This is a genomic window from Caballeronia sp. A2-2 (genome assembly GCF_057612605.2).
On the sequence record NZ_CM173618.1, the window covers coordinates 995,945 to 1,022,373 of the forward strand.

The 26,429-nt window shown below is 61.6% G+C and carries 23 protein-coding genes and 1 pseudogene; 14 read left to right on the forward strand and 10 right to left on the reverse strand.

The annotated features are described in order from the left end of the window. The first annotated feature begins 2 nt into the window (after positions 1–2). The 7 genes and pseudogenes from ACZCWR_RS28245 to ACZCWR_RS28275 all read left to right on the forward strand — a co-directional run bounded on the left by ACZCWR_RS28245 (position 3) and on the right by ACZCWR_RS28275 (position 7,534). Positions 3–1,382, forward strand: coding sequence for a TadA family conjugal transfer-associated ATPase (locus ACZCWR_RS28245; protein ID WP_487304968.1), 1,380 nt, complete (start codon positions 3–5; stop codon positions 1,380–1,382). Then, complete coding sequence (locus ACZCWR_RS28250) at positions 1,375–2,337, forward strand: type II secretion system F family protein (RefSeq protein ID WP_487304969.1); 963 nt, start codon at positions 1,375–1,377, stop codon at positions 2,335–2,337. The genes ACZCWR_RS28245 and ACZCWR_RS28250 overlap by 8 nt, the downstream gene beginning before the upstream one ends. A 4-nt stretch (positions 2,338–2,341) precedes the next feature. Beyond that, positions 2,342–3,301, forward strand: a complete 960-nt coding sequence (locus tag ACZCWR_RS28255; RefSeq protein ID WP_487304970.1) for a type II secretion system F family protein — start codon at positions 2,342–2,344, stop codon at positions 3,299–3,301. Beyond that, a pseudogene (locus tag ACZCWR_RS28260) lies at positions 3,276–4,019 on the forward strand (pilus assembly protein); the annotation flags it as partial. The gene ACZCWR_RS28255 and the pseudogene ACZCWR_RS28260, both read left to right, overlap by 26 nt. 75 nt (positions 4,020–4,094) lie before the next feature. Then, positions 4,095–4,379 (forward strand): DUF3613 domain-containing protein, encoded by a 285-nt coding sequence (locus ACZCWR_RS28265; protein WP_487304971.1) that lies wholly within the window; start codon positions 4,095–4,097, stop codon positions 4,377–4,379. 16 nt (positions 4,380–4,395) lie between these two features. Then, on the forward strand, positions 4,396–6,126 hold the full coding sequence (locus ACZCWR_RS28270; protein ID WP_487304972.1) for a TadG family pilus assembly protein: 1,731 nt from the start codon (positions 4,396–4,398) through the stop codon (positions 6,124–6,126). 19 nt (positions 6,127–6,145) lie between these two features. Continuing rightward, entirely contained in the window at positions 6,146–7,534 is a 1,389-nt protein-coding gene (locus tag ACZCWR_RS28275; protein ID WP_487304973.1) for a sigma 54-interacting transcriptional regulator, read from the forward strand. Positions 7,535–7,669: 135 nt separating this feature from the next. Here the strand turns inward: ACZCWR_RS28275 and ACZCWR_RS28280 are convergent, their stop codons facing one another. The 7 genes from ACZCWR_RS28280 to ACZCWR_RS28310 all read right to left on the reverse strand — a co-directional run bounded on the left by ACZCWR_RS28280 (position 7,670) and on the right by ACZCWR_RS28310 (position 15,221). Beyond that, entirely contained in the window at positions 7,670–8,563 is an 894-nt protein-coding gene (locus ACZCWR_RS28280) for an EAL domain-containing protein (RefSeq protein ID WP_487304974.1), read from the reverse strand. A 309-nt stretch (positions 8,564–8,872) separates the two neighbouring features. After that, positions 8,873–9,841 (reverse strand): Csu type fimbrial protein, encoded by a 969-nt coding sequence (locus ACZCWR_RS28285; RefSeq protein ID WP_487304975.1) that lies wholly within the window; start codon positions 9,839–9,841, stop codon positions 8,873–8,875. Beyond that, a complete protein-coding gene (locus ACZCWR_RS28290; RefSeq protein WP_487304976.1) occupies positions 9,838–12,144 on the reverse strand; it encodes a fimbria/pilus outer membrane usher protein in 2,307 nt (768 codons plus the stop codon). The genes ACZCWR_RS28285 and ACZCWR_RS28290 overlap by 4 nt, the downstream gene beginning before the upstream one ends. A 100-nt stretch (positions 12,145–12,244) precedes the next feature. Continuing rightward, positions 12,245–13,033 (reverse strand): fimbrial biogenesis chaperone, encoded by a 789-nt coding sequence (locus ACZCWR_RS28295; RefSeq protein WP_487304977.1) that lies wholly within the window; start codon positions 13,031–13,033, stop codon positions 12,245–12,247. Positions 13,034–13,035: 2 nt separating this feature from the next. Further along, a complete protein-coding gene (locus tag ACZCWR_RS28300) occupies positions 13,036–13,545 on the reverse strand; it encodes a Csu type fimbrial protein (protein WP_487304978.1) in 510 nt (169 codons plus the stop codon). 175 nt (positions 13,546–13,720) lie between these two features. Further along, on the reverse strand, positions 13,721–14,011 hold the full coding sequence (locus ACZCWR_RS28305; RefSeq protein ID WP_487304979.1) for a hypothetical protein: 291 nt from the start codon (positions 14,009–14,011) through the stop codon (positions 13,721–13,723). Positions 14,012–14,099: 88 nt separating this feature from the next. Next, entirely contained in the window at positions 14,100–15,221 is a 1,122-nt protein-coding gene (locus ACZCWR_RS28310) for an ABC transporter ATP-binding protein (RefSeq protein ID WP_487304980.1), read from the reverse strand. A 222-nt stretch (positions 15,222–15,443) separates the two neighbouring features. Here ACZCWR_RS28310 and ACZCWR_RS28315 point away from each other — a divergent pair, with 222 nt between their 5' ends. Genes ACZCWR_RS28315 through ACZCWR_RS28340 form a run of 6 tightly spaced genes read left to right on the forward strand, consistent with a single transcriptional unit; the run spans position 15,444 to position 21,494 of the window. Then, positions 15,444–16,814, forward strand: a complete 1,371-nt coding sequence (locus tag ACZCWR_RS28315; RefSeq protein ID WP_487304981.1) for an ABC transporter substrate-binding protein — start codon at positions 15,444–15,446, stop codon at positions 16,812–16,814. Positions 16,815–16,850: 36 nt separating this feature from the next. Next, entirely contained in the window at positions 16,851–17,780 is a 930-nt protein-coding gene (locus tag ACZCWR_RS28320; protein WP_487304982.1) for a carbohydrate ABC transporter permease, read from the forward strand. Then, positions 17,777–18,658, forward strand: a complete 882-nt coding sequence (locus tag ACZCWR_RS28325) for a carbohydrate ABC transporter permease (protein ID WP_488876499.1) — start codon at positions 17,777–17,779, stop codon at positions 18,656–18,658. The genes ACZCWR_RS28320 and ACZCWR_RS28325 overlap by 4 nt, the downstream gene beginning before the upstream one ends. A 37-nt stretch (positions 18,659–18,695) precedes the next feature. Further along, complete coding sequence (locus tag ACZCWR_RS28330; RefSeq protein ID WP_487304983.1) at positions 18,696–19,691, forward strand: sugar-binding transcriptional regulator; 996 nt, start codon at positions 18,696–18,698, stop codon at positions 19,689–19,691. After that, complete coding sequence (locus ACZCWR_RS28335; protein ID WP_487304984.1) at positions 19,688–20,434, forward strand: SDR family oxidoreductase; 747 nt, start codon at positions 19,688–19,690, stop codon at positions 20,432–20,434. Before ACZCWR_RS28330 ends, ACZCWR_RS28335 begins: the two co-directional genes overlap by 4 nt. A gap of 22 nt (positions 20,435–20,456) precedes the next feature. Beyond that, positions 20,457–21,494 carry an NAD(P)-dependent alcohol dehydrogenase gene (locus tag ACZCWR_RS28340; RefSeq protein ID WP_487304985.1) on the forward strand — a complete coding sequence of 346 codons (1,038 nt, stop codon included), beginning with the start codon at positions 20,457–20,459 and terminating at the stop codon, positions 21,492–21,494. 6 nt (positions 21,495–21,500) lie between these two features. Here the strand turns inward: ACZCWR_RS28340 and ACZCWR_RS28345 are convergent, their stop codons facing one another. Beyond that, on the reverse strand, positions 21,501–22,748 hold the full coding sequence (locus tag ACZCWR_RS28345) for a DUF1479 domain-containing protein (RefSeq protein WP_487304986.1): 1,248 nt from the start codon (positions 22,746–22,748) through the stop codon (positions 21,501–21,503). Between the two features lie 102 nt (positions 22,749–22,850). Here ACZCWR_RS28345 and ACZCWR_RS28350 point away from each other — a divergent pair, with 102 nt between their 5' ends. Then, entirely contained in the window at positions 22,851–23,795 is a 945-nt protein-coding gene (locus tag ACZCWR_RS28350) for a cupin domain-containing protein (protein ID WP_487304987.1), read from the forward strand. 929 nt (positions 23,796–24,724) lie between these two features. Here ACZCWR_RS28350 and ACZCWR_RS28355 read toward each other — a convergent pair. Both ACZCWR_RS28355 and ACZCWR_RS28360 read right to left on the reverse strand, forming a co-directional pair. Next, positions 24,725–25,090, reverse strand: coding sequence for a VOC family protein (locus ACZCWR_RS28355; RefSeq protein WP_487304988.1), 366 nt, complete (start codon positions 25,088–25,090; stop codon positions 24,725–24,727). 59 nt (positions 25,091–25,149) lie between these two features. Beyond that, positions 25,150–26,280 carry a VIT1/CCC1 transporter family protein gene (locus ACZCWR_RS28360; RefSeq protein ID WP_487304989.1) on the reverse strand — a complete coding sequence of 377 codons (1,131 nt, stop codon included), beginning with the start codon at positions 26,278–26,280 and terminating at the stop codon, positions 25,150–25,152. Positions 26,281–26,429 lie beyond the last annotated feature (149 nt).

The following is a 26,429-nucleotide window of genomic DNA, read 5'->3' on the forward strand; positions in this document are numbered from 1 at the left end:
CGATGGCACAGGACTTCAGCAAGGACATCGCGTTCGCCAACGATCTGGCCGAAGACGCCACCGCGTTCGCGCATTCGCAGCAGTTTCAGGACGTGGCGAGCGCCGCGCACGAGCACTTGCTCACGCGTATCGAGGAGTTGGGAGCGGAGTTCGGGCGATGGTCGCGTCAGGCCATCCAGCAATTCGTCGATCTTGAGATGGACAGCTTCGTGCGCTTGCGCCGCGTGCCGCTCAACGAAAGCGAAGTGCGTCTGGTGGCGGCTGCCTTGACGAAGGAACTCGCAGGCTTCGGTCCGCTGGAAGACCTGCTCGCCGATCCCGCCGTGGAAGATATCCTCGTGAACGGTTTCAGCGATGTCTACGTGTCGCGCCACGGCATGCTCGAACGCATTCCCGTGCGTTTCGCCGACAACGCGCATCTGCTGCGGATCGTGCGGCGCATTCTCGCGCCCATCGGCCGGCGGCTGGACGAATCGAACCCGATGGTCGATGCGCGTCTGCCCGACGGCGGACGCCTCAACGTGGTGATCGAGCCGCTGTCCATCGACGGTCCGGTGGTGTCGATCCGCAAGTTTCGCCGCGATCCGCTGCGTCCCGACGATCTCATCGCCAACAACACGCTCGATCGCGATATCGCCGCGCTGCTCGAAGCGGCGGTCGAGGCGCGCTGCAATATTCTCGTGTCGGGCGGGACGAGTTCGGGCAAGACTTCGCTGCTCAACGCGCTGGCGTTCTTCATTCCGAAGCATGAGCGCGTGGTGACCATCGAAGATACGGCGGAGTTGTCGCTGAATCATCCGCATGTGGTACGGCTCGAAAGCCGTCCCGGTGGCTTCGATGGCGCGGGCGTCGTCTCGATTCGCGATCTCTTGCGCAATACATTGCGGATGCGGCCCGACCGGATCGTGGTCGGCGAAGTGCGCGGCGGCGAAGTGCTCGAAATGCTTCAGGCGATGAACACCGGCCACGACGGTTCGATGGGCACCGTCCACGCCAGTTCGCCGCGCGAATGTCTTTACCGGCTGGAAATGCTCGCCGGTTTCGCGGGCTTTCAGGGCACGGAAGCGAGTTTGCGCAGGCAGATTGCCAACGCGATCGATTTCATCGTGCAGATCGGACGGCTGTCGAACGGGCGCAGAAGAATCATTTCGGTTACCGAAGTGACGGGGCTGTCGGACAACATCGTCGCGATGCAGGAGTTGTATCGCTACGATCCCGCGACCGATGCCAACGGCGAGGAAACGGACCATTGGACTTCGCTCGGCATTCATCCGAGTTCGCCCAAACTCGCGAAGTTCCGGCAAGCGCTCAACGCGACGCTCGCGGATGACTTCGGTAGAGGCTCCGCGCGCATGGGAGGCTTCGGAGGCTTCAATGTCTAGCGGTGTGGCGCTCGTCGGCATGCTCGCGCTGGTGTGCGCGGCGGGCTCGCTCTTGTTGTGGCGACGCGCGATGCTCGGGCGCGAGCGCATGCTGGCGGCGCGCTTCGTCGAACGGCAAGTGCAGAGCGCAAGCGCGCCGGTATCGATGCCGCGCGCGGCGCCTGCCACGCAAGCCGCGCGTCCTGCACCGACGCGCATGGTGTACGAAGCCGCGCGCGTCTGGGCGATGTTCGTCAATCTCATGCATCGCGCGGGCGTGCGCAATCCGCGTGCGTTTTGTCTCGTCATGCTCGGAATGACGTTCTGCGCGTCGTCGTGGGCGGCCATGCGCGCGGGTTTTCTGTTCGGCATCGGAACGGCCGTGCTCGTGATGGCGCTCATGCACGCGTGGCTCACGTGGCGCGCGCAGAAACGCCATCAACACATCACGCGGCAATTGCCTTCGTTTCTGGATGGCATCGTGCGGCTCATCGTGATCGGTCATAGCGTGCCCGCCGCATTTCAGGCGACGCTCGCCGCCACCGAAGCGCCGCTGCGCGAATGCCTCGACCGCGCGTTGCCGATGCTGCGCACCGGCATGGAGATCGATCACGCGCTTGCGGCGGTGGCGCGCATGTATCGCGTGCGTGAGCTTGAACTGGTGGGCGCGGTGCTGCGCGTATCGGTGAAATACGGCGGACGCTCGGACGTGATGCTCGATCGCATGTCGGCGTTCATGCGCGATCTGGAGCAGGCGGATCGCGAACTCGTCGCGATGTCCACGGAGACGCGTTTGTCGTCGTGGGTGCTCGGTCTGTTGCCGGTCGTGCTGGGTGGCGCGGTCATCGTCACGAATCCGCGTTATTTCAACGCGATGTGGGTCGATCCGCTCGGCCGCAAGCTGGTCTTCATCGCGTTCGGGCTGCAAGTGCTTGGCGCGTGGCTGCTGTATCGGCTGGCGAAGCTCAGGACATGACATCATGAACTCCACGCCTTCGCTCATCGGCGCGTTTGCGCTGGCTGCCGCCGCACTCGCCGCCGCGATGTTCGGTGCGCTCGCCTTGTCGCGTCATGCACGCATGCAACGTTCGGCGCGCACGCTGGAACAAGCGCTGAAGCAACGCGCCGCGCCGATGCCTGCGAATCCTGCTCAGGCACCCGCGCAAGGACGCGGATGGCTGGCGGCGATTGGCCGCGCGGGCATCGGCTGGCTCGATACGCCGTTCGGACGTGTCGCGGTGGCCGAGGAAGACCGGCATCTGCTGGAACGCTGCGGTTTTCTCGATGTCCGCGCGCGCGGCTACTTTCTCGCATCGCGCGTGCTCGGCGCGCTATGCACGCCGCTCGTGCTGATGCTGCTCTTTCATCACGGCGCGCATGGCACGCGTTTCATGCTGCTCATGTTCGTCGCGCTCTCCGGCGGCTTCATGGCGCCGAAGTGGTTCGTGCGCAGCAAGGCCATTGCCCGCCAGCGCGCGGTCGATTCCGAGTTGCCGATGTTCGTCGATCTGCTGCGCTTGTTGCAAGGCGTGGGATTGTCGCTCGATCAAAGCATGCAAGTGATGATTCAGGACTTCCCCGTGGTGCTCCCCGTGCTTTCAAAGGAACTGGCGATGGCGCAGGCGCAGTTCGTCACTGGCCGCACGCGCGAGCAATCGCTAAAAAGGCTTTCCACAAGCTACGAAAACGATGAACTCGCCGCTGTGATGCGCCTCGTCATTCAGGTGGAAAAACATGGCGGCGCGGTGCAGGAGCCGTTGAAGCAGTTCGGCGACCGCCTGCGCGAAGGGCGTCGCGCCACGCTTCGAGCGCGCATCGGCAAGCTCACGGTGAAGATGACCGGCGTGATGGTGCTGACCTTGCTGCCTGCATTGTTGATCGTCACGGCGGGGCCGGGGTTCATCGCCATCGTGCATTCGCTTGCACGGCTTCATCGTTGAAAGGATGACTAAGCAAATGCTCCGATTCGTTTTAATACTCATCTCCGCGATGCTGACCGCCTGCGCCACGAAAACGGATAACGGCTACGGTTTGGGTATTCAGGCCGAACGTCAGGCCGCGCTCGATCAGGCCATGAAGCAGGATGCGAAGCCCGACACGCCCGGCATGTATCTCGCGCTGATCGACCGCATGCAGCGGCAAGGGCTGTATTTCGCGTCGCTGGCGCATATCGACGCTTACGAGCAGCAATACGGCGTCTCGCCCGACACCATTCTTTTGCGTGCCGATGCGCTGCGTCAAACCGGCCAGCCGGAAGCGAGTGCGACGGCCTACGCGCGTCTTGCGAACACGCCGTTGGCCGCGCGCGGTTTGCGCGGACTGGGATTGATCGCGGGCGAAGCGGGCGATTTCACGCATGCCGCACAGCGTTTCGATGAAGCATCGCGCCTAGAGCCCACCGATGCGCCGATGCTCTCCGATCTCGCCTACGCCCGCATGCGTCTGGGCGACATAACAGGCGCACGCGTGCCTTTGATGAAAGCCGCCGAACTCGCGCCGGACAATCCCAAGATCATGAGCAACGTGGCGCTCTATCTGCTCGCCAGCGGGCAGGACGTGAAAGCACAAGGCCTGATGACGCAACAGAAGCTCGCGCCCGACTTGCAGCAAGCCATTCGCACCGATGCACAGCGTATCGCGGATGCGGTTTCGCCACGCGCGGTGAAAGATGACGAGCGTGCGCACGTCGCATCGCGTTAGGATGGGGCATGCGTGAATAACAGGAACGGAAAAATGAGCACGATTCGTAAGGTGACCGGACTGATGCTCGCATTGAGCATGGTGCCAATGACATGCGCGGCACAGACACAGATCGGCGATGCCGCGAACGCCTGGTTCATGCTACAGGCCAGCAACGCCGCATCTTCGCCCGCGCAGCCGATGTTGGGCGCGGAAGCGAGCCGTGCCTATGAGCGCTATCTCAAGTCGTTCGAAACATCGATTCCGGCGCACTACGGCTCCTCGCTCGAAGATGCGGGACGTCCTGCGCTCGACGTGAATTATCACGATAGCAACTGATCCTTCACGCGCCTTCATGAGAAACCGACTCGTCCGCACGACATCCCGGCGCGCGCAGCACGGCGCGGCTGGCACGCTCGCCGCCATCTGGATCATCATCGCCATCGCGGCGCTCGGTGCGATCGATGTCGGCAATTTGTTCTTCGCGCGGCGCAGTCTGCAAAGCGTGGTCGATCTCGCGGCGAGCGCGGGCTCGCAAGTCGCGGATACGGCGTGCACGCGCGCGCAAAACGCCGCGCTCGGCACGGCGAACATCAACGGCTTCGTGGCGAGTGCGGCCGGCAACGACATGACTACCACCTGCGGTTCCTTCAACGCGCAGACCAACCCCGCGCCGGACTATTACGTGCCGAACACGCAACCGGTGAACGCGGTCAAGGTCATCGCGCATCGCACGGTCAATGCGTTCTTCATCGGGCCGCCGCAGATCGTGACGGCGAGCGCGGTGGCGCGCACGGTCAATATTGGCGCATTCACGCTCGGCACGACGCTCGCATCGATCGGTCAGGGACCGCTCAACGGCTTGCTCAATGCGTTGCTCGGCACCAATCTAAATCTCTCGCTGGCGTCGTATCAGGGCTTGGCGAACACGCGCGTGAAGATCAGCGATCTGGTGGCGGCAGCGGGCGTGAGCACGGTCGATCAATTGCTTGCGGCCAAGCTCACGGCGGCGCAGATCGCCAACCTCATGCTCGGCGCGTTGCAAACCACGACCGTGGCGAATGCATCGCTTTCCACCGCCATCGGCACGATGCAGACCATCGCGAGCGCGGTCGTGCCGGGTGGCCAGACCATCGCGCTCGGCAACACATCGACCACGCCGGGCATACTCGCGCTGAATCTTGCCAACACGCAGTCCGCGCTGAACGCGACCGTCAGCCCGTTCGATGCCTTGTTCGTCGCGGCGGAAATCGCGCAGGCGGGCAAGGCGGCGGTGAACGTGGCGGGTGGACTGACGCTGCCCGGCGTGGTCAGCACGAAACTCAGCGTGCAGGTCATCCAGCCGCCGGTCCTCGCGGTCGGCGAAGCGATCAAGGACGCCAGCGGCAACTGGCGCACCTTTGCGAGCACGGCGCAAGTGCGCGCGTTCCTCGATATCAGCGTGGCGTCGCTTTCACTCGGTTTGATTCCGGGGCAGAGCGGTTCGTCGCTCATTCATCTGCCGTTGTATGTCGAGGTCTCGCCGGGCAAGGCATGGCTCACCGGTACGCAATGCGTGGGTGCGCCGGCCGCGCGTACATCGTCGGTGCTGGTGCAGACGGGCCTCGCGCGCACGTGCATCGGCGACATACCGGCCAGCATGGGCGCAACCTGGAGTTGTTCGCAACCGGCCACGCTGGTTAACGCAGGCATCCTGACGATCAAGCTCGCCGCGAATCTCAATGCATCGGTGCCCGTGGTGAATGCGCCGACCTTGACCTTCGATGGCATCGCCGGCAACGCGGACGATTATCAGACCACGGCCGCGCCCGCCGGGGCCACGCTGTCCGCCGCGCTTTCGGGCCTTGGCACGAGCCTGCAACAGAACGGCGCGTTGTCGATCACCTCGCCGCTCACGCTGCTCAATCCGATTCTTGCGCTGCTGTCGCAGACCGTGCTGAACCTGCTGATTCCGCCGCTCGCGTTGTTGCTGCCCGCGCTCGACAGCGTGCTCACGCCCGTGCTCAATCTGCTCGGCGCGCAGGTCGGACAGGCCACGGTGCATGACCTGTCGCTGTCGTGCGGCGAATCGCAACTGTCGTATTGAACCACTCCACGCAAGCACCATGAAACAGACCATCAAAATCGACGACCTCGACATTTACGTCTGGGAAGGGCGCGCGGATATCGTCGAACGCGTCGTGCGCGCCATGTCGGGCCATGAAGTCGATGTGATGCGCGCGGACGGCACGTCCATCAACGCGCCGCGCGAGTCCGGGCGTCCCGCGCTTGCGATCATCAGCGTGAGCGTGATCGATACCGGCGCGTTCGCCCTGCGCGACTGGCAAGCGCGCGATTCGATGCCGGTGATCTGGGTCGGCGCGGCCCCGCGCGAACGCGATCCTTCCACGTTTCCCGCGGACTACTCGCATATTCTGCCGCTCGATTTCACGGGCGCGGAGTTGCGCGCGATGGTCGGCAAACTCGCGCAGCAGATGCGCGCGCATGGACAGGAGGCGCAGGCATCGCAAGCGTTGATCGCGCACGCGGACTGCATGCAAGCGCTGCTTCACGAAGTCGATACCTTCGCCGATTGCGACACGAGCGTGCTTTTGCATGGCGAGACGGGCGTCGGCAAGGAACGCGTCGCGCAACTGCTGCATGAGAAGCACACGCGCTATCGCGAAGGCCCATTCGTCGCGGTGAACTGCGGCGCGATTCCCGATGGCCTGTTCGAATCGTTGTTCTTTGGGCATGCTAAGGGATCGTTCACCGGCGCTGTTCTCGCGCACAAGGGCTATTTCGAACAAGCCAATGGCGGCACACTGTTTCTCGATGAAGTGGGCGACTTGCCGTTGTATCAGCAAGTGAAACTGTTGCGCGTGCTGGAAGATCAGGCCGTCACGCGGCTGGGTTGCGCCACGCCCGTGCGGCTCGAATTCCGGCTGATCGCGGCCAGCAACAAGAGCTTGCCGCAACTCGTGAAGGACGGCACCTTTCGCGCGGACCTTTACTATCGGCTTGCGGTCATCGAACTGAGTATTCCTTCGCTGGAAGAACGCGGCGCGCTGGATAAGATTGCCTTGTTCAAGGCCTTTATCTGTGAAGTGGTCGGACGCGAGAAACTCGACGCATTGCCCGACATGCCGTACTGGCTCGCGGATGCCGTCGCCGATATCTACTTCCCCGGCAACGTGCGCGAGTTGCGCAATCTGGCCGAACGCGTGGGCGTGACGGTGCGACAACTCGGCGGGTGGGATGAATCGCGCGTGAAGCGCCTGCTCGTGATCGCGCGCAACGCGCAGCCCGCGCCGCTCGAACACGTGGCGGATCTGCTGATCGACCGCAGCAAGTGGGACATGAACGAACGCAATCGTGTGATTGCCGCGCTCGATGCGAACGGCTGGCGCAGACAGGATACGGCGCAACATCTGGGCATCAGCCGGAAAGTGCTCTGGGAAAAGATGCGCAAGTTTCAGATCTTTGACGAGGAGCCCGAAACAAGAGCGGTGTGAGCACGCACAAAAAAAGACGCCGGCGCTTGCCTGGCGCCGGCGAAGTTCTGGCTTTACGAGGGCTGCCAGAAGCTCTGGTGGGTCGAACTGTACTGCGTGGGGAGGTCCGAACCCGGTCAAATCCTTAAACGCACGTCATGCGGCATTCGCGAAACGCATGCGGTTCGCATGCGGCCTGCGGCGTGCCATCGCCGCTGATGCCGCCATCTGCGCACCCGGCACTTCACCGATGCCGAATGCCGGACGCGCGAGATGAAAACCTTGCGCCATCAGTTGCGGCCATTGCGCAAGCCACTGCGCCTGCGTGGCCGTTTCCACACCTTCCACGATTACCGTAACCTTCAGTCGTGACAACATCGCGAGCACCGACGAAAAAACCATCGAGGCATTCGGGCAACGCGGCGCTTCCGTCAACAATTCGCGGGCGATCTTCACCGTGCCGAACGCAATCGGCCCGAGCGCGGCGAGACACGCGTAACCGGTGCCGAAGTCATCCATCGCAATGTTCACGCCACGGTCCCGCAAACGCTGCACGAGTTTGCGCAGGCTCGGAAAACACGCGAGATCCTCGTTTTCCGACAATTCGATTTCGAGGCAGTCCGATGTAATGCCATGCGTGCGACACACCGCCTCCATGCGCTCGACGAAACCCGGCACGACCACCACCGAAGGCGGCACATTCACGGCGACCGGATAACGCGCGCCACCCCGCGCACGCCATGCGGCGAGGTCGCGCGCCACGGCATCGATCACGAACCAGGTGACCGCGCGAATCACTTCGGGATCGTCGAAGGTGGCGCAAAACGCGCCCGGCAGCAGCATGCCGTAATCGGGATGACGCCAGCGAATGAGCGCTTCCATTTGCGCGAGTTCGCCGTTGTCGACTCGATAGATACCCTGATACGCGATACAGAATTCGCCTGCATGAAGTCCATCCAGCACGCGGCGAGACAGCGCCGGGCCGGCTTTCGGAACCGCGTTCGCAGCGTGCGCGCGGCGTGTCGTGCTGGTCATGACCGCTGTGTTCATGCCCGTAAGCCTCCGTTTAGACCGTGGTGTCTCGTGCAGGAGTCGTGCCAGTATTCGACGCCATGTCATAACGACCGCTTCCGCCATTTGTGCAGATGGAAACCTGCAAGGAAGGCGCTTTGCACTGTTTTCTACCGGCCGAAGTGTTCACATTCGCAACACGTTTTGCCAAGGTTACGTGACGCGTGTCAGCCGCGTTACGGTGACACGCAGTTTCTGCAACCCGGCCTCTCTGTACCGGACGGATCAAATTGAAGTTTTGTACGTGGCGTCGCGGAAAATTTTGCAATCCCGATTACCTCGATGTCCTCAATATGTGATGGTCGCGACGATGGTGTCCGCATAGCTCCCGGCAAGCGGCGTGGTTTGCGCGGGCACGCGTCCATAGACGGTGATCGCCTGACTCACGCCCGAGCCGGTGCCCGAAACCGTTGCCGTGCCGCTCGTGCCATCGCCCCACGGCGTGGTGGCCGCGGCGTTCGAATAAAGTTGGTAGTGCACCTGATCGCCGCTGCCGCCGCGCGTCATGCGACGGTCCGCCATGCTCGCGCCGCTCCCACCGCCTGCTGATAGCGCGATGGACCATGCGTCGTTATTGGTGCAGGCCACCGTGAGCGTGCCCGTTGCGGAAAGCGTGGTGTTGAGCACGCCCGCCGTGCCGAAATTGATGTTGGTCGCGGCAAGCGTGCAATCGTTGATGACGTTCGCCGTGACCATGAACGACAGCGCGTTCGAATTCGCGGTGACGGCCGAGCAATCGGGCGCGCTCAACAAGTATTGCTGATACGTCATTTCGGCCTGCGTCGCACCGGAAAATGTCGAGACGTAAGTGCCCGCGACGAGCGCCGTTTGTCCCGCCACGACGCGTCCGTAATAAGGCACCGTGCGCGTGCCGGACGCGGTGCCGAGCGCGAGCGTGAGTGGAATATCGACGGCCACCGCGCCATAACTCGCCGAGCGCCGCGAGCCCCAAATCGTGCTCCCCGCCGAGTCGGCATAGAGGTTGTATTGCAGTGTGTTCGTGCTATTCGCGGCCAGCCGGGGCGCGTAAGACGTGCCGCCGCTTCCCGTTCCGATGCTGATGCACGCCCGCACCGGCAACGTGAGCACGAAGCCGCTGCACGTCACCGAGACCGAGCCTGAAGCGTTCGCCGATGAATCCGTCGCGGGTGCGATCGACCCGAAGTTGATGCCCGATATCGATGCTGTGCAGACCTGAGCATAAACAGGCGTGCCCGCGAATATGAACCACAGGAACACAAAAGCGATGCGCTTCATGGCGCGGACCGGCAGGCAAACGGCCCGAGCGTCGGCAATGCGTGTGTATGGGCTTCGAAAGGAATGTTCGCTTCGCAATGACCGCTGGCCAGCGCCGCGTCCAGCGTGTTGCGTGGCGCGAGATCGTCGATGAAGGCGAGGCCGTCGTAGCCCACCACGTAACGCTTGCCCGTTTCGCGATGAATCAGCACGGTGCCGGGCGGCAAGGGCGCGCCGTCTGCATCGACCATTTGCAACTGCGCGCCGGTGAAACCGTGCAGCGGAAAATGCGCGACCACGCCTGCATGCGCTTGCGGCGCGAGATTGAGTTGGGTCGTATCCACGGCGGTGTCGGCTGGAAGACCAAGCGGATCGATGGCGAGATGGTTCGCCTGATACGCGATCAAATCCGGCACCAGCAGATGCCCCGCGCCGTTGGTCCTGCCGATTTCGCGGTTTTCGTGCAGCACAGGGACATCGGGGACGCCATCGGTCGATACGAGCGCGAAGGCATCGTCGATACGGCGGCCCGCGAGCACGTCGCCCGACATCACGACGAAGGAGCCGGAAGCATCCAGTTCGCCGTAGACGCGCGATTGCGCGTTGGCGGCGGTGGCGAGCAGATCGCCGTATCGGCCGCGATAGGTGCCTTGCGCGAGCGACTGTTGCACGCCGTTCTGCTGCGCGCTTTGTACTTGCCAGCCGATTCCGCCGCCGTAATCGGCGGTCTTCGTCACGGCCGCGCCGAACAGTGGCTTGCCGTGGTCCGCGCCTGCATCGACGCTTGCGTTGAGCGCGCCGCCGAGTGCGAACGACAGTGCGGCGAAGAGACCGGTGTTATGGGTATCGCCGAAATCGTGATAGATGCTCGCGGATAACGACGTGCCGCGCGGCAACGTCACTGTGTACGACAGCGAGCCGATGCGCGAGTCGCCGTAATACGGATCGTTCAGGCCTACGAAGCTCGCGCTTGCCGTGCCATGGGTGGCGAATGCGCGCAATGGTGCGGCGAGCGTCGCGCGATAGGTCGTGCGTGGCACGGGCGTGCCCTCGGCGGAAGCGAGATCGCTGTAATGCGTGCTGGCTTTTTGCGCCTGAAGATCGAGCGAAAGGGCTGGCGTGTGCCATTGCCATCCCGCCGAGAGTTGCAGGCCGCTGCCACCTGAGGGCGTGACGGGGCCGAGCGTCACGGCAGGGTCGTCGAAGCTCGCCGGGAACGCATAAAACGGTGCGGGCGCGGTGCCGCCACTGCCCGCGCTGCCCGCAAGCGACACGTTGAACACGCCCGCCTGCCCGAAGCCGATCAGCGCGCCCACGCCCGCCTGATACACGCCGCGCGTGGCTTCGCCGTGCGCTTCGAACGTGAAGGCATCCGTCATGCCGCGTCGAAGCGACATCGAGAGCGATGGTTCGCCCGCGTAGTCGAACGAACGCAGCGCATACGCGCGCCGCACAAAACCGGCTTCGACGGAGAAATCGCTCAGACCGCTCGCCAGCAAGCGCGAATCGATATAGAGCGGGACCGTGGTCATCACGCTGCGGCCGAGCACGTCGCGGCTCACGATGACCGCTTCGCCCGCGCCGTTGATGGCGGGCACCGCGTTGATGACGAACGGCCCGGAAGGCGCCGCGCCGCTGTATTGCCGCACGTTGTTCACGTACAGATCGACCGCGCTCGGCACGGCGGCCGAACCCGCGAGCGCTGGCACCGGATACGTGATGAGATCGGGCCGCAGACCGAAATCGCGCGAAATCTGCGCGCCGCCCATGCGCACGGCGCGCGTCCACGTGAGCGATGATGTGATGGTATCGCCCAGACGCAGCGTCGTCATCGATTCGGCATCCGAATGAGTGAGCGACGTATCGAGCCGGATGTATCGATGCGCGCCTGCATACCAATACGCCGTGCCGGTATTGTCGAGCACACCGAACGGATGGAAGAACCGTTCCTCGCTATAAAGACCGTATTGCGTCGGCGAATTGGTCTGCACGCTCGCTTCGTAATTGACGACGAGCCCCGTGCCGCTCACCGCGACAGGCGGCCTAGCGCGCGCGTTGGCGAGCGCGGCGGGTATGCGGCGCGCATCCGTCACATCGAGGTCGATGCGTTGTTGCTGCGGCCGATACGCATAACGCAAGCCCGGCACAAGACCGAGCGCGATGCGGCCATCCTGATCGGCATGCAGATCGTCAGCGCGAAGACCGAGGTCGCGCAATTCACTCGCGCTCGTGTAGATCATCTCCCCGGTGACGAAGAATTGCGCGATCTTCTGCGTCGATGTGCCGTTGATCGCGACTTCCAGATACAGCGTGCGGGCTTGCATGAACGTTGCATCGTTCGATTGTGAGTAAGACGCGACGGGCATCGAGAGACAGAGCGGGACGAGCCAGCCCAACCATCCGTGAGACGAGCGCATTCATGGCTCAGCGGTTGGGTGGCGATGCCGGAACGTGCTCGGGTTCGATCGCCACGCGCGCGGTCAGCGGCACGCCGTTGACGAGCGCGTGCAGCGTTGCCGAGGTCGCACCGGCGGGCGCGTTGGCAACGGGCCATCGACGCGTCGCGCCGGGCAATGCGTAGCCGAGCAGGCCATCGGAGAGCGCGGTGGATTGGCCGTCCGACCATTCGAGCCGCACGCGGCTGAGTTGCGCGTGACCATCCGCTGCGTTCGATGCGCGCAGCATCAGCGTGGCCGCGCCGTTCGCCGTATCGCCGCGTTCCAGTGCGAAGGTGACAGCACTTGCTTGCGCATCCGTCGCACCCGCGAACACCGGCACCGAATAGCGCAACTGCATGCGCACGCCGTTGGGCTGCGTCTGACCATCGGGGATTTCATCGATCAGGAGTCGATACGTTTCCTCATGCGCGAGCGGCGTGTTCGACACACGCAGAATGCGCACGGTCTGGTCTCCATTCGGCGCGATCCGCACGATCGGCGGACTCGCCACCAGCGCGTTCGTGCGATCGAGCCGGTCCTCGTCGGGCGACTGGCTCCAGGCGAACACGCGCACTTGTGCATCGAGCGGCGCCTGGCCTTCGTTGTGCAGCGTGAGCACGGCGGCGGGCTGTTCGGCCCCGAGGTCGAGGCGGATGGGCGACACCTGCAACGCGGCGGCCTGCGCGCCGGACATCGGCGGCAGCACCAGCCATGCGCAGACGACGACCCGCCCGCCGAGCCGCCACGCGGCTCGTCGTAAGGGCGGTTTGCGCATGGTCAGAACGTGATGGTCGCGGTGATCGTGGAAGTGTACGTGCCCGCGGCCGGCGTGGTCTGCGGCGCGACACGGCCATACACCGTCAACGTTTGCGCCGCGCCCGTGCCGGTGCCCGATTGCGTGTCTGTCCCGACCGTCTGGCCCCACACCTGCGAGCGCGCCGAATCGCGATAAAGCTGATACGCGACGGTCGGAATGGGCGTGCCGGTGCCCGCAAGCAGACGGTTCGCGATACTCGATCCGCTGACCGATCCGCCATCCAGCCCGACGTTATACGCCGCGCCGTTCGTGCACGTGACCGCAAGCGTGGTGGTCTGATCGATATTCGCCGCGATGACGCCCGAGCTGCCGAAATTGAGCGCGTTGGCCGCGATCTGGCAGTCGTTCTGCAGCGTGAGTGTGACCGTGAAGGTCGTGGTTCGCGTGGCGGCGCTTGCCCCGAAGGGAATGAGCGGTCCCGTCGCCAGCGCGAGGGAAAGCAGTGAAACTGGGATCGCATGACGGCGCATACGTCACCTCTCTCGTCTTTTTTATTGAAGTGTCCCGTGCGCGCCAACGTTTGCGTGATCGATTCAGCGAAACCTGCGCGGCGTGAGACGATTCAATTATCAATATTCTTCCGACGATAGACGTAACAGATTGTAACAGTCGTCTGCTTCGTTTGTGCTAGTGCAACGGCTCGGGCTAGAAAGCGATTTCGACGACGGAGCCACCGCGGTCCGTGCTTGTAGAGATCCGAGTCACCTTGAGCGTGGCGAAATACGCACCCGAGACGATGCGATACGGCCCGCCCGCCGCGCACGACACGCGCGCCTGACGGGCATCGGTATCGAGCGTGCAGATGTCGCGAATGGTCAGCGACACCGGCAATTCCGCGCTGCCGGAATGCGCGTAGGACAGCGGTGCCGGGCTCAACACGAGGGCGAGCGCGAGCACGGTGGCGGACGCCGCCAGCGGACGGAAGCTGAGTGCCATGAAAGGACAGGGAACGGATCGAAAACGGCGGCCCGCTGTGCGGGCACCGGCTTGTCCTCGTATACGGCATTTCCCGGTAAAAACTTAATCACGCGGCGGCGGTTTCCGTCACCGGCTTCATGCGTTCGAGCGCGCTGCCATCCTCGCGAAACAAATGCACGTGCCGAATGCTGAAGCCCGCGTTGAGCCGTTGCCCTTCGACCGCAGTGGATTCACCCGAGCCCTTCACCTGAATCACGAGGTCGTTGGGCAAACGCACGTGCAGCAGCGTTTCCCCGCCTAGATGCTCGATCACCATGACCTCGCCCGCAAGACCACTGTCGATATCGCCGCCGCACGCTTCGATGAAATGCTCCGGCCGAATGCCGAGCGTGAGCATCTCACCCGCCTTCACGGAGCCTGCCGCGAAGGGCAGCGTCAGCGGATCGCCGCCCGGCAGTTCGATGGTCACGCCCATGCCATCCACGCGCGTCACCCGCACATCCATGAAGTTCATCTTGGGCGAGCCGATGAAACCCGCCACGAAGCGATTGCGCGGTGTGCGGTACAACTCCAGCGGCGAACCAATCTGCTCCACGCGCCCATGATTGAGCACGACGATGCGATCGGCCATGGTCATGGCTTCGGTCTGATCGTGCGTGACGTAGATCATCGTGGCGTTGAGTTGCTTGTGGAGCTTGATGAGTTCCAGGCGCATCTGCACGCGCAGGGCGGCATCGAGATTGGAGAGCGGTTCGTCGAACAGGAATACCTTCGGCTCACGCACGATGGACCGGCCAATGGCCACGCGCTGACGCTGCCCGCCCGACAACGCGCGCGGTTTTCGTTCGAGCAACTGATTGATTTGCAGGATCTCGGCGGCGCGCTGCACACGTTCCTTGATCTGCGCCTCGGGCAGCTTGAGCATGCGCAGCCCGAACGCGATGTTTTCATACACGCTCATGTGCGGATACAGCGCGTAGGACTGGAACACCATGGCCACGCCGCGCTGCGAGGGTTCGAGGTCCGTCACGTCCTCGCCGCCGATCAACACGTGTCCCGAATCGCTTTCTTCGAGTCCCGCGATGGTCCGCAGCAAGGTGGACTTGCCGCAGCCCGACGGGCCGACGAACACCATGAACTCACGGTCCGTCACTTCGATATCGATACCCTTGAGCACTTCGGTGCCCGCGAAGGTCTTGCGGATCTCTTGCAGATGAACTGCGCTCATGCACGTCTCCCGATTCTGATGATCGCCGCGCGGCGAGGTCGGTCTTGAGCGACATCGCAGCGCAGCATCGGATGCGGTTTCGATTTAGTTCTTGACAACCTGTTCGGGCCAAAATATACAATTGTAAAACCGAAATTACAAGTGAAACGACATACAGAAACATCGCACGCCTTTGCCGCAACTGCAAACCATCATCGCTCGATAAAAACCAAGGAGACAGGCATGAAGAAGCGCATCACGCAGGCGAAATTCGTGGGCCCGGTCAAACACGTCACGGCGCTCGCGCTGCTGGCGGCAAGCGCTGCGTTCGCGGCATCGAACGCGCAGGCGTGGACGCTCAAGGAAGCCGCGGAACCGTATTCCGGCACCACCATCAAGGCCGTTTTTCTGGATCGTCCCGGCTACAAGGCCGCGCAAACCCTGATTCCTCAGTTCGAGAAAGAGACCGGCATCAAGGTGCGCTGGGAAGTGATTCCGTACGAGAATACGCGTGAGAAGGAAGTGCTCAATTTCGTGGGCGGTGGCGATCAGGACATCGTGCTCGTGGACGTGGTGTGGATCGGCGAATTCGCCAGCAACAAATGGCTCGTGCCCATCAGCAAGTTCACCAACGACCCGAAGCTCGCGGACCCGAATCTCAATCTCAAAGGGTTTTTCCCGATCCTGCTCGATTCGTTCGGCTCGTGGGACAAAGTGACGTACGGCTTGCCGTTCGATAACTACTCGGGCCTGATGTTCTACAACAAGTGCATGTTGAAGGACGCCGGTTTCGATGGGCCACCCAAGACGTGGGACGAATTGCTCAACACGTATGGCCCGAAGCTCACCAAGGGCGACAAGTTCGCTTACGCGCTGCAATCGCGTCGCGGTGAGACGCAATCGGCCGACAGCTTCATGCGCGTGCTGTGGCCCAACGGCGGCTCGCTGCTCGATGCGAAGTTCAAGTCCAACCTCATGTCGCCGGAGTCGCAAGCGGGCCTCGAATACCGGCAAAAGCTCATGAAATACATGCCGCCGGGCATCGTCGATTTCGATCATGCGGAAGCGGTCAATGCGCTCGCTCAAGGTCAGGTCGCGATGATCACCGAATGGTCCGCGTTCTATCCCACGCTGACGGACCCGAGCAAGTCGAAGATCGGCGATTGCCTCGCCATCACCACCGAACCGAAGGGACCGGCGGGATTGAAGCCCGCGCTCGGCGGCTTCTCGCTCGCGGTCAACGCCAAGTCCAATGCGAAGAAGCAGGCCGCGTCATGGCTGTTCATTCAATGGATCACGTCCGAGGCCATGGCGAAGCCGTATCTCGAAGCGGGCGGCGTGCCGGCGCGCATGGGCATCTATCAGGACAAGGCGGTGCAGGACAAGTATCCGTTCGTGAAGCCGATGGTGGAATCGTGGCAGGGCGGCGTACCGGATTATCGTCCGCGTTTCCCGGAATGGCCGGCGGTGTCGGAAGTCATCGGCGAATGGGGCAGCAAGATGATGCTCGGTCAGGTCACGGTGAAGGAGGGCGCGCAGACCATCGGCCAGAAAACCGAAGATATCCTGAAGAAAGCGGGCTATTACGATGGCAAGAAGCCTTTGCTGAAGTAACTTTGCACAAGGTAAGGAACCGGAGGCGATCGAACAATGGCATCGACAGCAACGCATTTGGGACGACCCCGCAAGCCCACGCGCTTTCTCGGCGTGTTGCCGCGTTCGCCTGCCTTCTGGTTCCTGATTCCCGCCATCGCGGCGCTCGCGGTCATCGGCATTTATCCGCTGCTGCTGGCGCTGTACAACTCGTTTCATCAGTACAAGCTCGCGGACCTTGCATCGGGCACGCCGTTCGTCGGTATCGACAACTATGTGGCGACGCTGACGGAGCCTTCTTTCTGGCAAGCGCTCGGACGTACCGCGTTGTTTTTGTGCCTCACGTTGCCCATTGAAATCGCGCTCGGGTTGTTCGCTGCATTGATGCTGCATAGAACCGCGTTGTCGTGGATGCGCGTGGCGGCGCGCGTGAGCCTTGTCATTCCGATGGCGACCACGTATGCAGTGGTTGGATTGATCGGACGGCTCATCTTCAACCGTCAATTCGGCGTGGCGAACTATCTGACTGGCTTGTTCGGCATTCCGCCGCAGGACTGGCTCGCGGACCCGACGCTTGCGTTCGTCTCCGTGATGATCATGGATATCTGGCAATGGACGCCTTTTTGCGCGCTCATTCTGTTGGCCGGATTGTCGATGGTGCCAAAAGAAGCGGAAGAAGCCGCGCGTCTTGAAACGCCGAAATGGAGCATGATTCTCTGGCATTTGCAGCGGCCTTATCTGCTGCCGGGCCTGACCGCCATTCTCATTCTGCGCTCGGCCGACATGCTCAAGATGTTCGATGCCGTCTTCACCATGACACGCGGCGGTCCCGGTGCTGCGACCGAATTCATCAGCATCTACATTCAGCGCGTGGGCTTTCGTCTCTTCGATCAGGGCATGGCGTCCGCGCAGGCCATCATCCTGCTCATTCTGACGATCGTGCTGTCGCGTCTTTATATCCGCTTCGTGTATCGGGAGGCTGCGTGAGTTCACCTGCTCTGCAAGCGACGAAGGGCAACGTGTCGCAACGCGCGAAGCGTGCTCGCGCGGCGCGCAAACGGGCCACGGTCTGGCATTTCATCGGATTACTGATCGTTTTCATGTCATCGGTATTTCCGTTCTACTGGATGGTCACGACGAGCCTGAAAAGCCAGAGCGATGCATTGGCTTATCCCCCGAAATGGCTGTTCAGTCCGACCTTGCATCACTATTCAGCGGCGCTTTTCGAGCATGACGTGGCGGGCAGTCTGCTGAACTCGCTCATCATCGCGAGTTGCACGACGGTGCTGGCGATCCTGCTCGGCACGCCGGCCGCGTATGCACTCGCGCGCTACGAATTTCGCGGCAAGGAAGACCTGTGGTTCTGGTTCATCTCGAACCGCATGGTCAGCCCCGTGGTGCTCGCGGTGCCGTTCTTTCTGATCGCCACGCAGCTCGATCTGGTCGATACGCATATCGTGCTGATCCTTTTGTATCTGACGTTCTCGCTGCCTATCGTCGTGTGGATCTGCACGGATCAGTTCCGCAATATCCCCGTCGAACTCGATGAAGCCGCGCGGCTCGATGGCGCATCGCCGTGGCGCGTGTTCTGGCGAATCAATCTGCCGCTCGCGATGCCGGGCATCGTGGTGTCCGCCATCTTCGCGTTCATCTTTTCATGGAACGATTTGCTGTACGCGCTCGTCCTGACACGCACGGATGCGATGACATCGCCCGTCGCCGCGACAAGCTATATGAGCGGCTATGAGTTGCCGTGGGGCGAGATCATGGCGACGGGCACATTGATCGTACTGCCGATGGTCGTATTCGCGCTGCTCGTGTCCGGACGCCTCGTGCAAGGTCTGACGATGGGCGCGGTGAAGTAAGATCGCGGGCCTTTGATAGAGAGCGAACGTTAAACACATGAGCAAGAGCGCACCGACAATAGCCGTCGCAGAAGCGGACGAATCCATCGATTCGGAAGAAGAACTGCAGGCGCGCGTGGCATGGCATTACTACGTCGGAAATTTGACGCAGCAGGAGATCGCGCAGCGTATCGGGAGCAATCGCGTGCGCGTGAATCGGCTGCTGGCGGCGAGCCGTGAGTCGGGTCTTGTGCAGATCACGATCAACAGCAAGATTGCGCCGTGTGTCGCGTTGGAAGAGGCGTTGACGAAACGCTTTGGCTTAGAGTGCGCGGTGGTCGTGCCGACCGGTGCGAACAACGAGGCGAACAATGCGGCGCTCGGCATTGGTGCGGCGGCGTATTTTTCCAAGCAGATTGTCGCGGGACAGACTATCGGGCTGGGTTGGGGTAGAACCATTCGCTCGGTGCTGCGCGCCATGCCACAACGCTCGTATGGCGCGGTGTCGGCGGTATCGCTGCAAGGCGGGCTGTCGCATTGCCCGAGCATCAACACGTTCGATATCGTGTCCGACTTCGCGAACATCTGCCGCGCGGATGGTTATCTGTTCGCCGCGCCCATTTATGTGAGCAGCCAGAAAGCGCGCGATGTGATCTTGCAAGAAACCGCTGTGCGCGAAACCTACGATCTCGCGCGTAACGCGGACCTCGCCTTGCTCACCGCAGGCGATCTTACGGAGTCGCTGGTGGTGACGTATGGCATAGAAAGTCCCGAGCAGTTGCGCACGCTGCAAAAGGCGGGCGCGGTAGGCGACATGCTCGGTCACTTCATGGATGAGGATGGCGAACTAATCGATCATCCGTTGAACCGCCGCACCGTGGCGATTGCGCTCGACGATCTGCGCCGCATGAAGCGCGTGATTCTGGTGAGCGGCGGTGTGAAGAAGTTTCATGTGACGCGCGCGGCGCTGCGTGGCCGTTATGCATCGGTGCTCGTGACCGATGAAGACATGGCGCGACGCCTGTGCGACGCGCCCTTACAAGAGAGACCATGACAGCCATCGACAGGAATCGCGAGTTCGCGGGCAAGACCGTGCTGGTGACGGGCGCGGGGAAGGGCATCGGCCATGCGGTCGTGCATTTGCTCACCGAGCGCGGCGCGCGTGTCATCGCGATGAGTCGGAGTCCGGATGATCTTGCGGCACTGAACGAGCAGACCGGTTGCGAGACCATCGCCGTCGATCTGGCGGATGCGAACGCCGCGCGCGAAGCCGCACGCGCCGCGCAGCCGGTGGACTTGCTCGTCAACAACGCGGGTATCACCGAACTGCAATCGTTCCTCGACACCACGGTAGAGGCCTTCGATCTCATCATGAACGTGAACGTGCGCGCCGCGATGATCGTCGCGCAGGAGTGCGCGCGCAGCATGATCGGGCGTGGCGTGGGCGGGTCGATCGTCAATGTGTCGAGTCTGTCGGCGAACGTGGGCTTTGCGTTGCATGCGGCGTATTGCGCCTCGAAAGGCGGGCTCGATGCGATGACGCGCGTGATGGCGAACGAACTCGGCCCGCACGGCATTCGCGCGAACACGGTCAACCCGGTTGTGACGCTCACGCCGATGGCCGAGAAGGTATGGAGCGAACCCGAGAAATCCGCGCCGATGCTCGCGCGCATTCCGCTCAAACGTTTCGTCGAGCCGGTGGAGGTGGCGCGCACCATCGCCTATCTGCTCGGTGAGGATTCGAGCATGGTCACAGGCGTGAGTCTGCTGGTGGACGGTGGATTCCAGTCTAATTGATACGGATACCAAAGGAACGATAATGGACGCTCTGGTTCTCGAAGGCGTGAAGCGCATCAGCTTGCGGCCGTTCAGTTTGCCGCAGGTCGTGGGACCGCGCGATGTGCGCATCCGCATTCACACGGTGGGCATATGCGGCAGCGACATTCATTACTATCAGCATGGGCGCATCGGGCCGTTCGTCGTGAATGAGCCGATGGTGCTCGGGCACGAAGCATCGGGCACGGTCGTGGAAGTGGGCGAGGAGGTGCGGCATCTGAAGGCAGGCGACCGCGTATGCATGGAACCGGGCGTGCCGGACATGGAATCGCGGGCCTCGCGCGAGGGCAATTACAACCTCGATCCCAAGGTGCGCTTCTGGGCCACGCCGCCTGTGAATGGATGCCTCGCGCCCTTTGTCGTGCATCCGGCGGCGTTCACGTTCAAGTTGCCCGATAACGTGAGTTTCGCGGAAGGCGCGATTGTCGAGCCGCTGTCGATCGGACTTCAGGCTGCGAAGAAAGCGGCTATCAAGCCGGGCGATGTGGCCGTCGTGCTGGGTGCGGGCACCATCGGCATGATGTGCGCGCTGGCCGCGCTTGCGGGCGGTTGCAGCCGCGCCATCGTGTGCGATCTCGTGCAGGAGAAGCTCGATCTCATCGGCGGCGTGCAGGGCGTGACGGCGGTGAACATCAAGGAAAAGGCCGTAAAAGACGTGCTCGCGGAACTGACCGATGGCTGGGGCGCGAATATCGTCTTCGAGGCGAGTGGCAATGAAAAGGCGTTCGATGGCATCGTCGATCTGCTGTGCCCCGGTGGCTGTCTCGTGCTGGTGGGCATGCCGCAGCGCGCCGTGCCATTGGACGTGGTCGCGCTGCAGATCAAGGAAGCACGCATCGAGTCGGTGTTTCGTTATGCCAATATTTTTCCGCGCGCGATTCAGTTGATCGCATCCGGCAAGCTGGATGTGAAGCCGTTTATCTCGCGGACGTTCCCGTTTGCGGAAGGCATCAAGGCATTCGAGGAGGCCGCGAGCGGCGTGCCGACGGATGTGAAGGTGCAGATCGTGCTGGAGGAATGAGTTTGATCAAAGACCCATTTGCGAGCGGCCGAGGGGCGTGAGATCGTTTAAGGTCGCGCGGCCCTCGAAGTCGGTTTCGAAATTATCGGCTGGAAAATCCGGCGGGCTATCTCCCTTGAGGAAGCTCGCCGCTTGTCTTGAAAGATAGGCATCGTTCTTCGCGCAGTTCGGCGCGGACGAGATATACATGACGTTGCTGTAGCCTTGGCCGCGATGCGCGTCTTCCACCGCATGAATGACGTCGCTATGCCAGAACACGGCGTCGCCCGCCTGCATGAGCGGAATGGACGATACCGCGTCGAACAGCACGTCATGCCATTTGCGGCTGATGGACAGCGCGCGGCCGGGCATGGCGCCGCAGAGGTCATCGTCGGGGACGTCGTCCTGAAGGGCGCGCAGGAGCACGTAGGCCATTGCGTTGGCGACGGGCACGAGTTGCAGCGTGCCGTCGCCCGGTCCTTGCGGCGTGAGCGCGGTCCAGCCTTGAAATGTGCGGAACATCGAACAGACTGCGGGCGAGGGCACTTCGCGTACTTCGGGGCGATACGCGGCATCGAACGGATCGTAGTCGCGCCAGTTGCCGCTGAACACGTGGCGATAGACCTTTCTGAAGTTGTCGTCGAGCCAGCGTTCGACGGAGCCGCCATCGCAATGCGCGGAAAGGCCGAGCGATTCGGAACCGGGCGGACGTCGGCGCAAACGGTCCGCATAGACGGGCACACGGTCCGGGTCGAAATGCACGCGACCTTCGCTCTCGTGTTTCCATAAGCGATTGAGGAAGATACGCGCGGTGGTGAGTGCTTCGGACTGCCGCGCTTCGACTTGCGGCTTCGACCAGTAAATGCCGTAAATCTGCGGCTTGCTGGATGCGAGATCGCCGAAGTATTTGTCTTCTGCGCGATGCGCGAGTTTGGCATCGAGGTTATTTGTTTCGACGTATTGGGCGATTTGTTCGTTCCAGGCCTCGGCGCGCTCGCGTGGGAAGACGCTGCGGATTACGCATGCGCCGCGTTCTTTGATGGCGCGCAGGGTTTCTTCTTTGACTCGACCTTCGACGATATCCGCTTGATGCACTTCGGGAATAACGGAGTCGCCGCGTGCGCTTGCTTCGGTTATGCATCGGGTTTGGCGGGCGATGTCGTCTTGTACTTCCTCGAAGACTTGGCGGTAATTCGGCAATGCTTCGCGCAGGCTTTTCTTGGCCTTACGAATGGCAGAGGGAAGGTCGTCGATGAGTAAAGGGGAGTGGGTCATGTTGTCTCCTGATGTCTTTGTCGTGAGAAAAGCATAGACTTAGGCACGCAGAAAGAGTGACATAATCCGGTCAACTACTTTGCATATTCGGACAAGGCGCGCATGAAGGCATCTTACGAACATGTGGCGATGAACGAGGGCTGCTCGGTTCGCCTCTTCAACCGGCGGTTGGCGCGTATTCCGTTCGAATGGCATCACCATCCTGAATACGAGCTGACGTTGACGCTCAACAGTCGCGGCAAGCGTTATATCGGCGACTCCATCACGGACTACGGCGCGGACGATCTCGTACTCGTGCCGCCCGATTTGCCGCATACGTGGTCGTCGAATCGCTCGATCGATGCCGATGCGCCGCAAGTGGCGATCGTCGTCTGGTTCGATGGCGAATGGGCGCGGCGGCTGGCGCAATGCTGTCCTGAATACGAGCCGCTGAATCGGCTATTACGGCGCGCGGCATGTGGTTTGGCATTCAATGCAAACGCAGGGGCGACGATGCGTACGCAACTCGACGCGTTATTGTCGCCTTTGCCGCGCGTGCGTCTCGCGGCTGTCCTGAACTTGCTTTGCATGCTTGCGGATGAAGAAGCGCAGGCGCTTGCATCGCCAAGCGCATTCGACAAGGCTCGTACGGGTTTGCCTTCAGGACACGAACCGGAGCGCATCAACCGCGTGCTTGCCTTGATCGATACGCGTTTCAAGGAGCGTCTGTCGCTCAAGGAATTGGCAGACGCGGCCAATTTGTCGGAACGCACGCTTAATCGCTATTTCGTGCAGCACGTGGGAGAGAGCGCGGGACGGTATTTGATTCGCGTGCGGCTGGCGCATGCTTGTCGTATGTTGACCGATACATCTTGGCCGGTTTCGGTGATTGCGGCGCGCACGGGGTTTCCTAGTGTGGCGAATTTCAATCGCGCTTTCAAAGCGCTCAAGCAGAAGACGCCTTTGGCTTTTCGGCGTGAATGGATTGACGAGATGGATGATTCCGGGGTCGGGCTTGAACAACGTTCGCCTTCTCTTGAACGGCTGGCCATTAAATTTAGACAGTAACGTTCGAGATGAGGTTTTTTTGTTGTCGTTGCTGAGTTGGTTTTGTTGTTCTTTCGTGCAAAGCGCTGCTCTTGTTTGGGACTTTATTGCAGTAGCCGCCTCCCCGGCGGGGGGGTAACTTTCTTTGCTGCTGCAAAGAAAGTCACCAAAGAAAGCAGCTTTTACCCCTCCGCACGCTGGCTGGAGAGTGTGGTCTGAATTAACGATACAGTGGCCGCAATAGGATGTCCCACGTTCTGTTAAGCGTGTGGGCAACCTAGCGATTTCGGGCTCGAATCCTTGAGTCTTAGTGGACCGCATTCATTCTTTCGGCCATGCGCTGCGCGCGCCGAGAACTTTAGAACGGAATCCCGCAGCGTATCAGCGCCCAGCCACATCACACCGCATCGCACCTCTCCCATTGGGCCCTACCTAGGTAAGTGCTTCTAGGCAAAGCGCACACACCAACGGAAGCACCTTTCAGTCGGAGCACTAACTAAGGTAGGGCCGAATAGCAATCTTGCGGGAAAGCGTGGGGTGGCTGGGCGCTTATAGGCTGCGGGATTCCGTTCTAAAGCTCTCGGCGCGCGAAGCGCATGGCCGAAAGCATGAATGCGGTCCACTAAGACTTGAGTAATCGAGCGCGTGATCGCGAGGTTGCCCAAGCGGCTTGTTATGCGTGGCAAGTCCTATTGCGGCCACTGCATCGTTAATCCAGACCAACCCTTTCCAGCCAGCGAGCATGGGGTAAAAAGCTGCTTTCTTTGGTGACTTTCTTTGCAGCAGCAAAGAAAGTTACCCCCCCGCCGGGGAGGCGGCTACTGCAATAAAGACACAAACAGAAGAAGCCCCTTGCACGACAAAAAAACAGCAGCCCTCGCCCCGACAAAACAGCGAAAGCGAAACGTCACCCGACGCTGTCCAATAGGTCGAGTCTCAGCCAATACAAATCAAAACACCGCCTCCGCGAAATGCCAAAGCACCCCACACGGGTCCCAAATAAAACCCACCTTCAACCCCCAACTCTGAACAGCCGGCGCCCGCGCCGCCTTCACAGAAAACTGCGCCGCAAGCGCCTCCGGGTTATGCTCCGACCACCACGCATCCACATCGCGCACGAGCACTTGCAGCATGAGATTTTCCGCGAATTCCTTCGAATAATAATTCTGCAGAATAAAGCTGAAGCTCTCGGCCTTGAGCATCGCAATGTCTTTGTCTTCATGCGTGATGCGAAAGCCCAGTGCTTCATAAAAGCGTTTGGAAACGTCGAAGTTTTCGGCGGGCACGAAAGGACGAAGCGCTAAGATTTGATTCATGGCATGGCGGCGTTGAAAAGGGAAACCAGTTTAACGGAGCCATGCGCGTTCCGGATGAATCACGACAATGAAACGCCAAGCAATTTTCCTAAGGCAAACGTAAAGACCGCCGCGACCATCCCGATCGCGACTTGCCGGAAGGCGGAAAAAAGCACGCTGCGTCCATTGAACAAGGACGTGAACATGCCGATGCCCGCCAATCCCACACCGCTCAAAATCACGCATTGCACGATGCCATGCATGCCGCTCGACCAGAAGAATGCGACCGCCGGAAAGATCGCGCCAATGGCAAACAGCATGAAAGAAGCAAGCGCCGCGGTCCACGGATTGCCACCGAGTTCGCCAGGATCGATGCCGAGTTCTTCTCGCGTCAAGGTATCGAGCGCCTTGTCTTTATCACGCATGATTTGCGATGCCACGCGCCTTGCATCGACAGGATCGATGCCTTTCGCCTGATAGATGAGCGCAAGCTCGTGGCGCTCGGCATCGGGCATGTGTTCGAGTTCATCCGCTTCACGCGCGATTTGCGTGCGCGCCAGTTCGCGTGCATTGGTGACCGACAGCCATTCGCCCAACGCCATCGATGCAGCGCCTGAAACAAGCCCCGCGAGCGCGGTGAGCAAGACCGTGCGGCTATTGCTGCCCGCACCGGCCACGCCCATGATGAGACAAAAATTCGATACGAGCCCGTCGTTTGCGCCGAGCACCGCAGCACGCAAGTCATTCCCCGATGCCACGCCCCGATGCCACGATTCCGCTTCGGCAATCGAAGCACCGCGCGAAACATCGCTCTTTCTATTATTGCGCGCCACGCCTTGAACGAGTTCCGCGTGATGCCGTTCCTCGACCGACATTTGCGCGGCATCGGGCTGATCCGCGTATTTATCGCGATCGGCCATCTCATTGGCCGCGACCGTGCGCAACACGAAGTCCGGGCCGAACGTGCGCGCAAGCGTACGCGTGAGCCACGTCTTCGCACTCACGCGATGCGCGCGCACCGGCGCACCGTTCGCCTTGAGCTTCGCGGCCCATATATCGGCATGACGACGCTCGGCGGCGGCAAGCTCGGTATAGACGCGCTTCTTGTCTTCGCTCGATTCGCTAAGCGCAAGCGTGTCATAAAGCGCCGCGCTGTCGAGTTCATCGGCGAGATTGGTGCGGAATCTTTTTAGTTCTGCCTGTGAGGCCATGACTCTATGCCTTTCGCGTGGCTCATTCCTTCAAGCGTAACGACTAGGACGAGAGAAGCCTGAATAGCCCTAAGAGATGCGATGAGTGAGAGCGTAACCGCGTCTCATCGCCGTTATCGTTTTGCTATTCTTAGCCGCAACTAACTGTC

Excerpts from the sequence above, each read along its gene's own strand:
- ACZCWR_RS28245 (WP_487304968.1), top strand. The coding sequence starts at position 3 with ATGGCACAGGACTTCAGCAAGGACATCGCGTTCGCCAACGATCTGGCC.
- ACZCWR_RS28250 (WP_487304969.1), top strand. The coding sequence starts at position 1,375 with ATGTCTAGCGGTGTGGCGCTCGTCGGCATGCTCGCGCTGGTGTGCGCG.
- ACZCWR_RS28255 (WP_487304970.1), top strand. The coding sequence starts at position 2,342 with ATGAACTCCACGCCTTCGCTCATCGGCGCGTTTGCGCTGGCTGCCGCC.
- ACZCWR_RS28265 (WP_487304971.1), top strand. The coding sequence starts at position 4,095 with ATGAGCACGATTCGTAAGGTGACCGGACTGATGCTCGCATTGAGCATG.
- ACZCWR_RS28270 (WP_487304972.1), top strand. The coding sequence starts at position 4,396 with ATGAGAAACCGACTCGTCCGCACGACATCCCGGCGCGCGCAGCACGGC.
- ACZCWR_RS28275 (WP_487304973.1), top strand. The coding sequence starts at position 6,146 with ATGAAACAGACCATCAAAATCGACGACCTCGACATTTACGTCTGGGAA.
- ACZCWR_RS28280 (WP_487304974.1), bottom strand. The coding sequence starts at position 8,563 with ATGAACACAGCGGTCATGACCAGCACGACACGCCGCGCGCACGCTGCG.
- ACZCWR_RS28285 (WP_487304975.1), bottom strand. The coding sequence starts at position 9,841 with ATGAAGCGCATCGCTTTTGTGTTCCTGTGGTTCATATTCGCGGGCACG.
- ACZCWR_RS28290 (WP_487304976.1), bottom strand. The coding sequence starts at position 12,144 with ATGCAAGCCCGCACGCTGTATCTGGAAGTCGCGATCAACGGCACATCG.
- ACZCWR_RS28295 (WP_487304977.1), bottom strand. The coding sequence starts at position 13,033 with ATGCGCAAACCGCCCTTACGACGAGCCGCGTGGCGGCTCGGCGGGCGG.
- ACZCWR_RS28300 (WP_487304978.1), bottom strand. The coding sequence starts at position 13,545 with ATGCGCCGTCATGCGATCCCAGTTTCACTGCTTTCCCTCGCGCTGGCG.
- ACZCWR_RS28305 (WP_487304979.1), bottom strand. The coding sequence starts at position 14,011 with ATGGCACTCAGCTTCCGTCCGCTGGCGGCGTCCGCCACCGTGCTCGCG.
- ACZCWR_RS28310 (WP_487304980.1), bottom strand. The coding sequence starts at position 15,221 with ATGAGCGCAGTTCATCTGCAAGAGATCCGCAAGACCTTCGCGGGCACC.
- ACZCWR_RS28315 (WP_487304981.1), top strand. The coding sequence starts at position 15,444 with ATGAAGAAGCGCATCACGCAGGCGAAATTCGTGGGCCCGGTCAAACAC.
- ACZCWR_RS28320 (WP_487304982.1), top strand. The coding sequence starts at position 16,851 with ATGGCATCGACAGCAACGCATTTGGGACGACCCCGCAAGCCCACGCGC.
- ACZCWR_RS28330 (WP_487304983.1), top strand. The coding sequence starts at position 18,696 with ATGAGCAAGAGCGCACCGACAATAGCCGTCGCAGAAGCGGACGAATCC.
- ACZCWR_RS28335 (WP_487304984.1), top strand. The coding sequence starts at position 19,688 with ATGACAGCCATCGACAGGAATCGCGAGTTCGCGGGCAAGACCGTGCTG.
- ACZCWR_RS28340 (WP_487304985.1), top strand. The coding sequence starts at position 20,457 with ATGGACGCTCTGGTTCTCGAAGGCGTGAAGCGCATCAGCTTGCGGCCG.
- ACZCWR_RS28345 (WP_487304986.1), bottom strand. The coding sequence starts at position 22,748 with ATGACCCACTCCCCTTTACTCATCGACGACCTTCCCTCTGCCATTCGT.
- ACZCWR_RS28350 (WP_487304987.1), top strand. The coding sequence starts at position 22,851 with ATGAAGGCATCTTACGAACATGTGGCGATGAACGAGGGCTGCTCGGTT.
- ACZCWR_RS28355 (WP_487304988.1), bottom strand. The coding sequence starts at position 25,090 with ATGAATCAAATCTTAGCGCTTCGTCCTTTCGTGCCCGCCGAAAACTTC.
- ACZCWR_RS28360 (WP_487304989.1), bottom strand. The coding sequence starts at position 26,280 with ATGGCCTCACAGGCAGAACTAAAAAGATTCCGCACCAATCTCGCCGAT.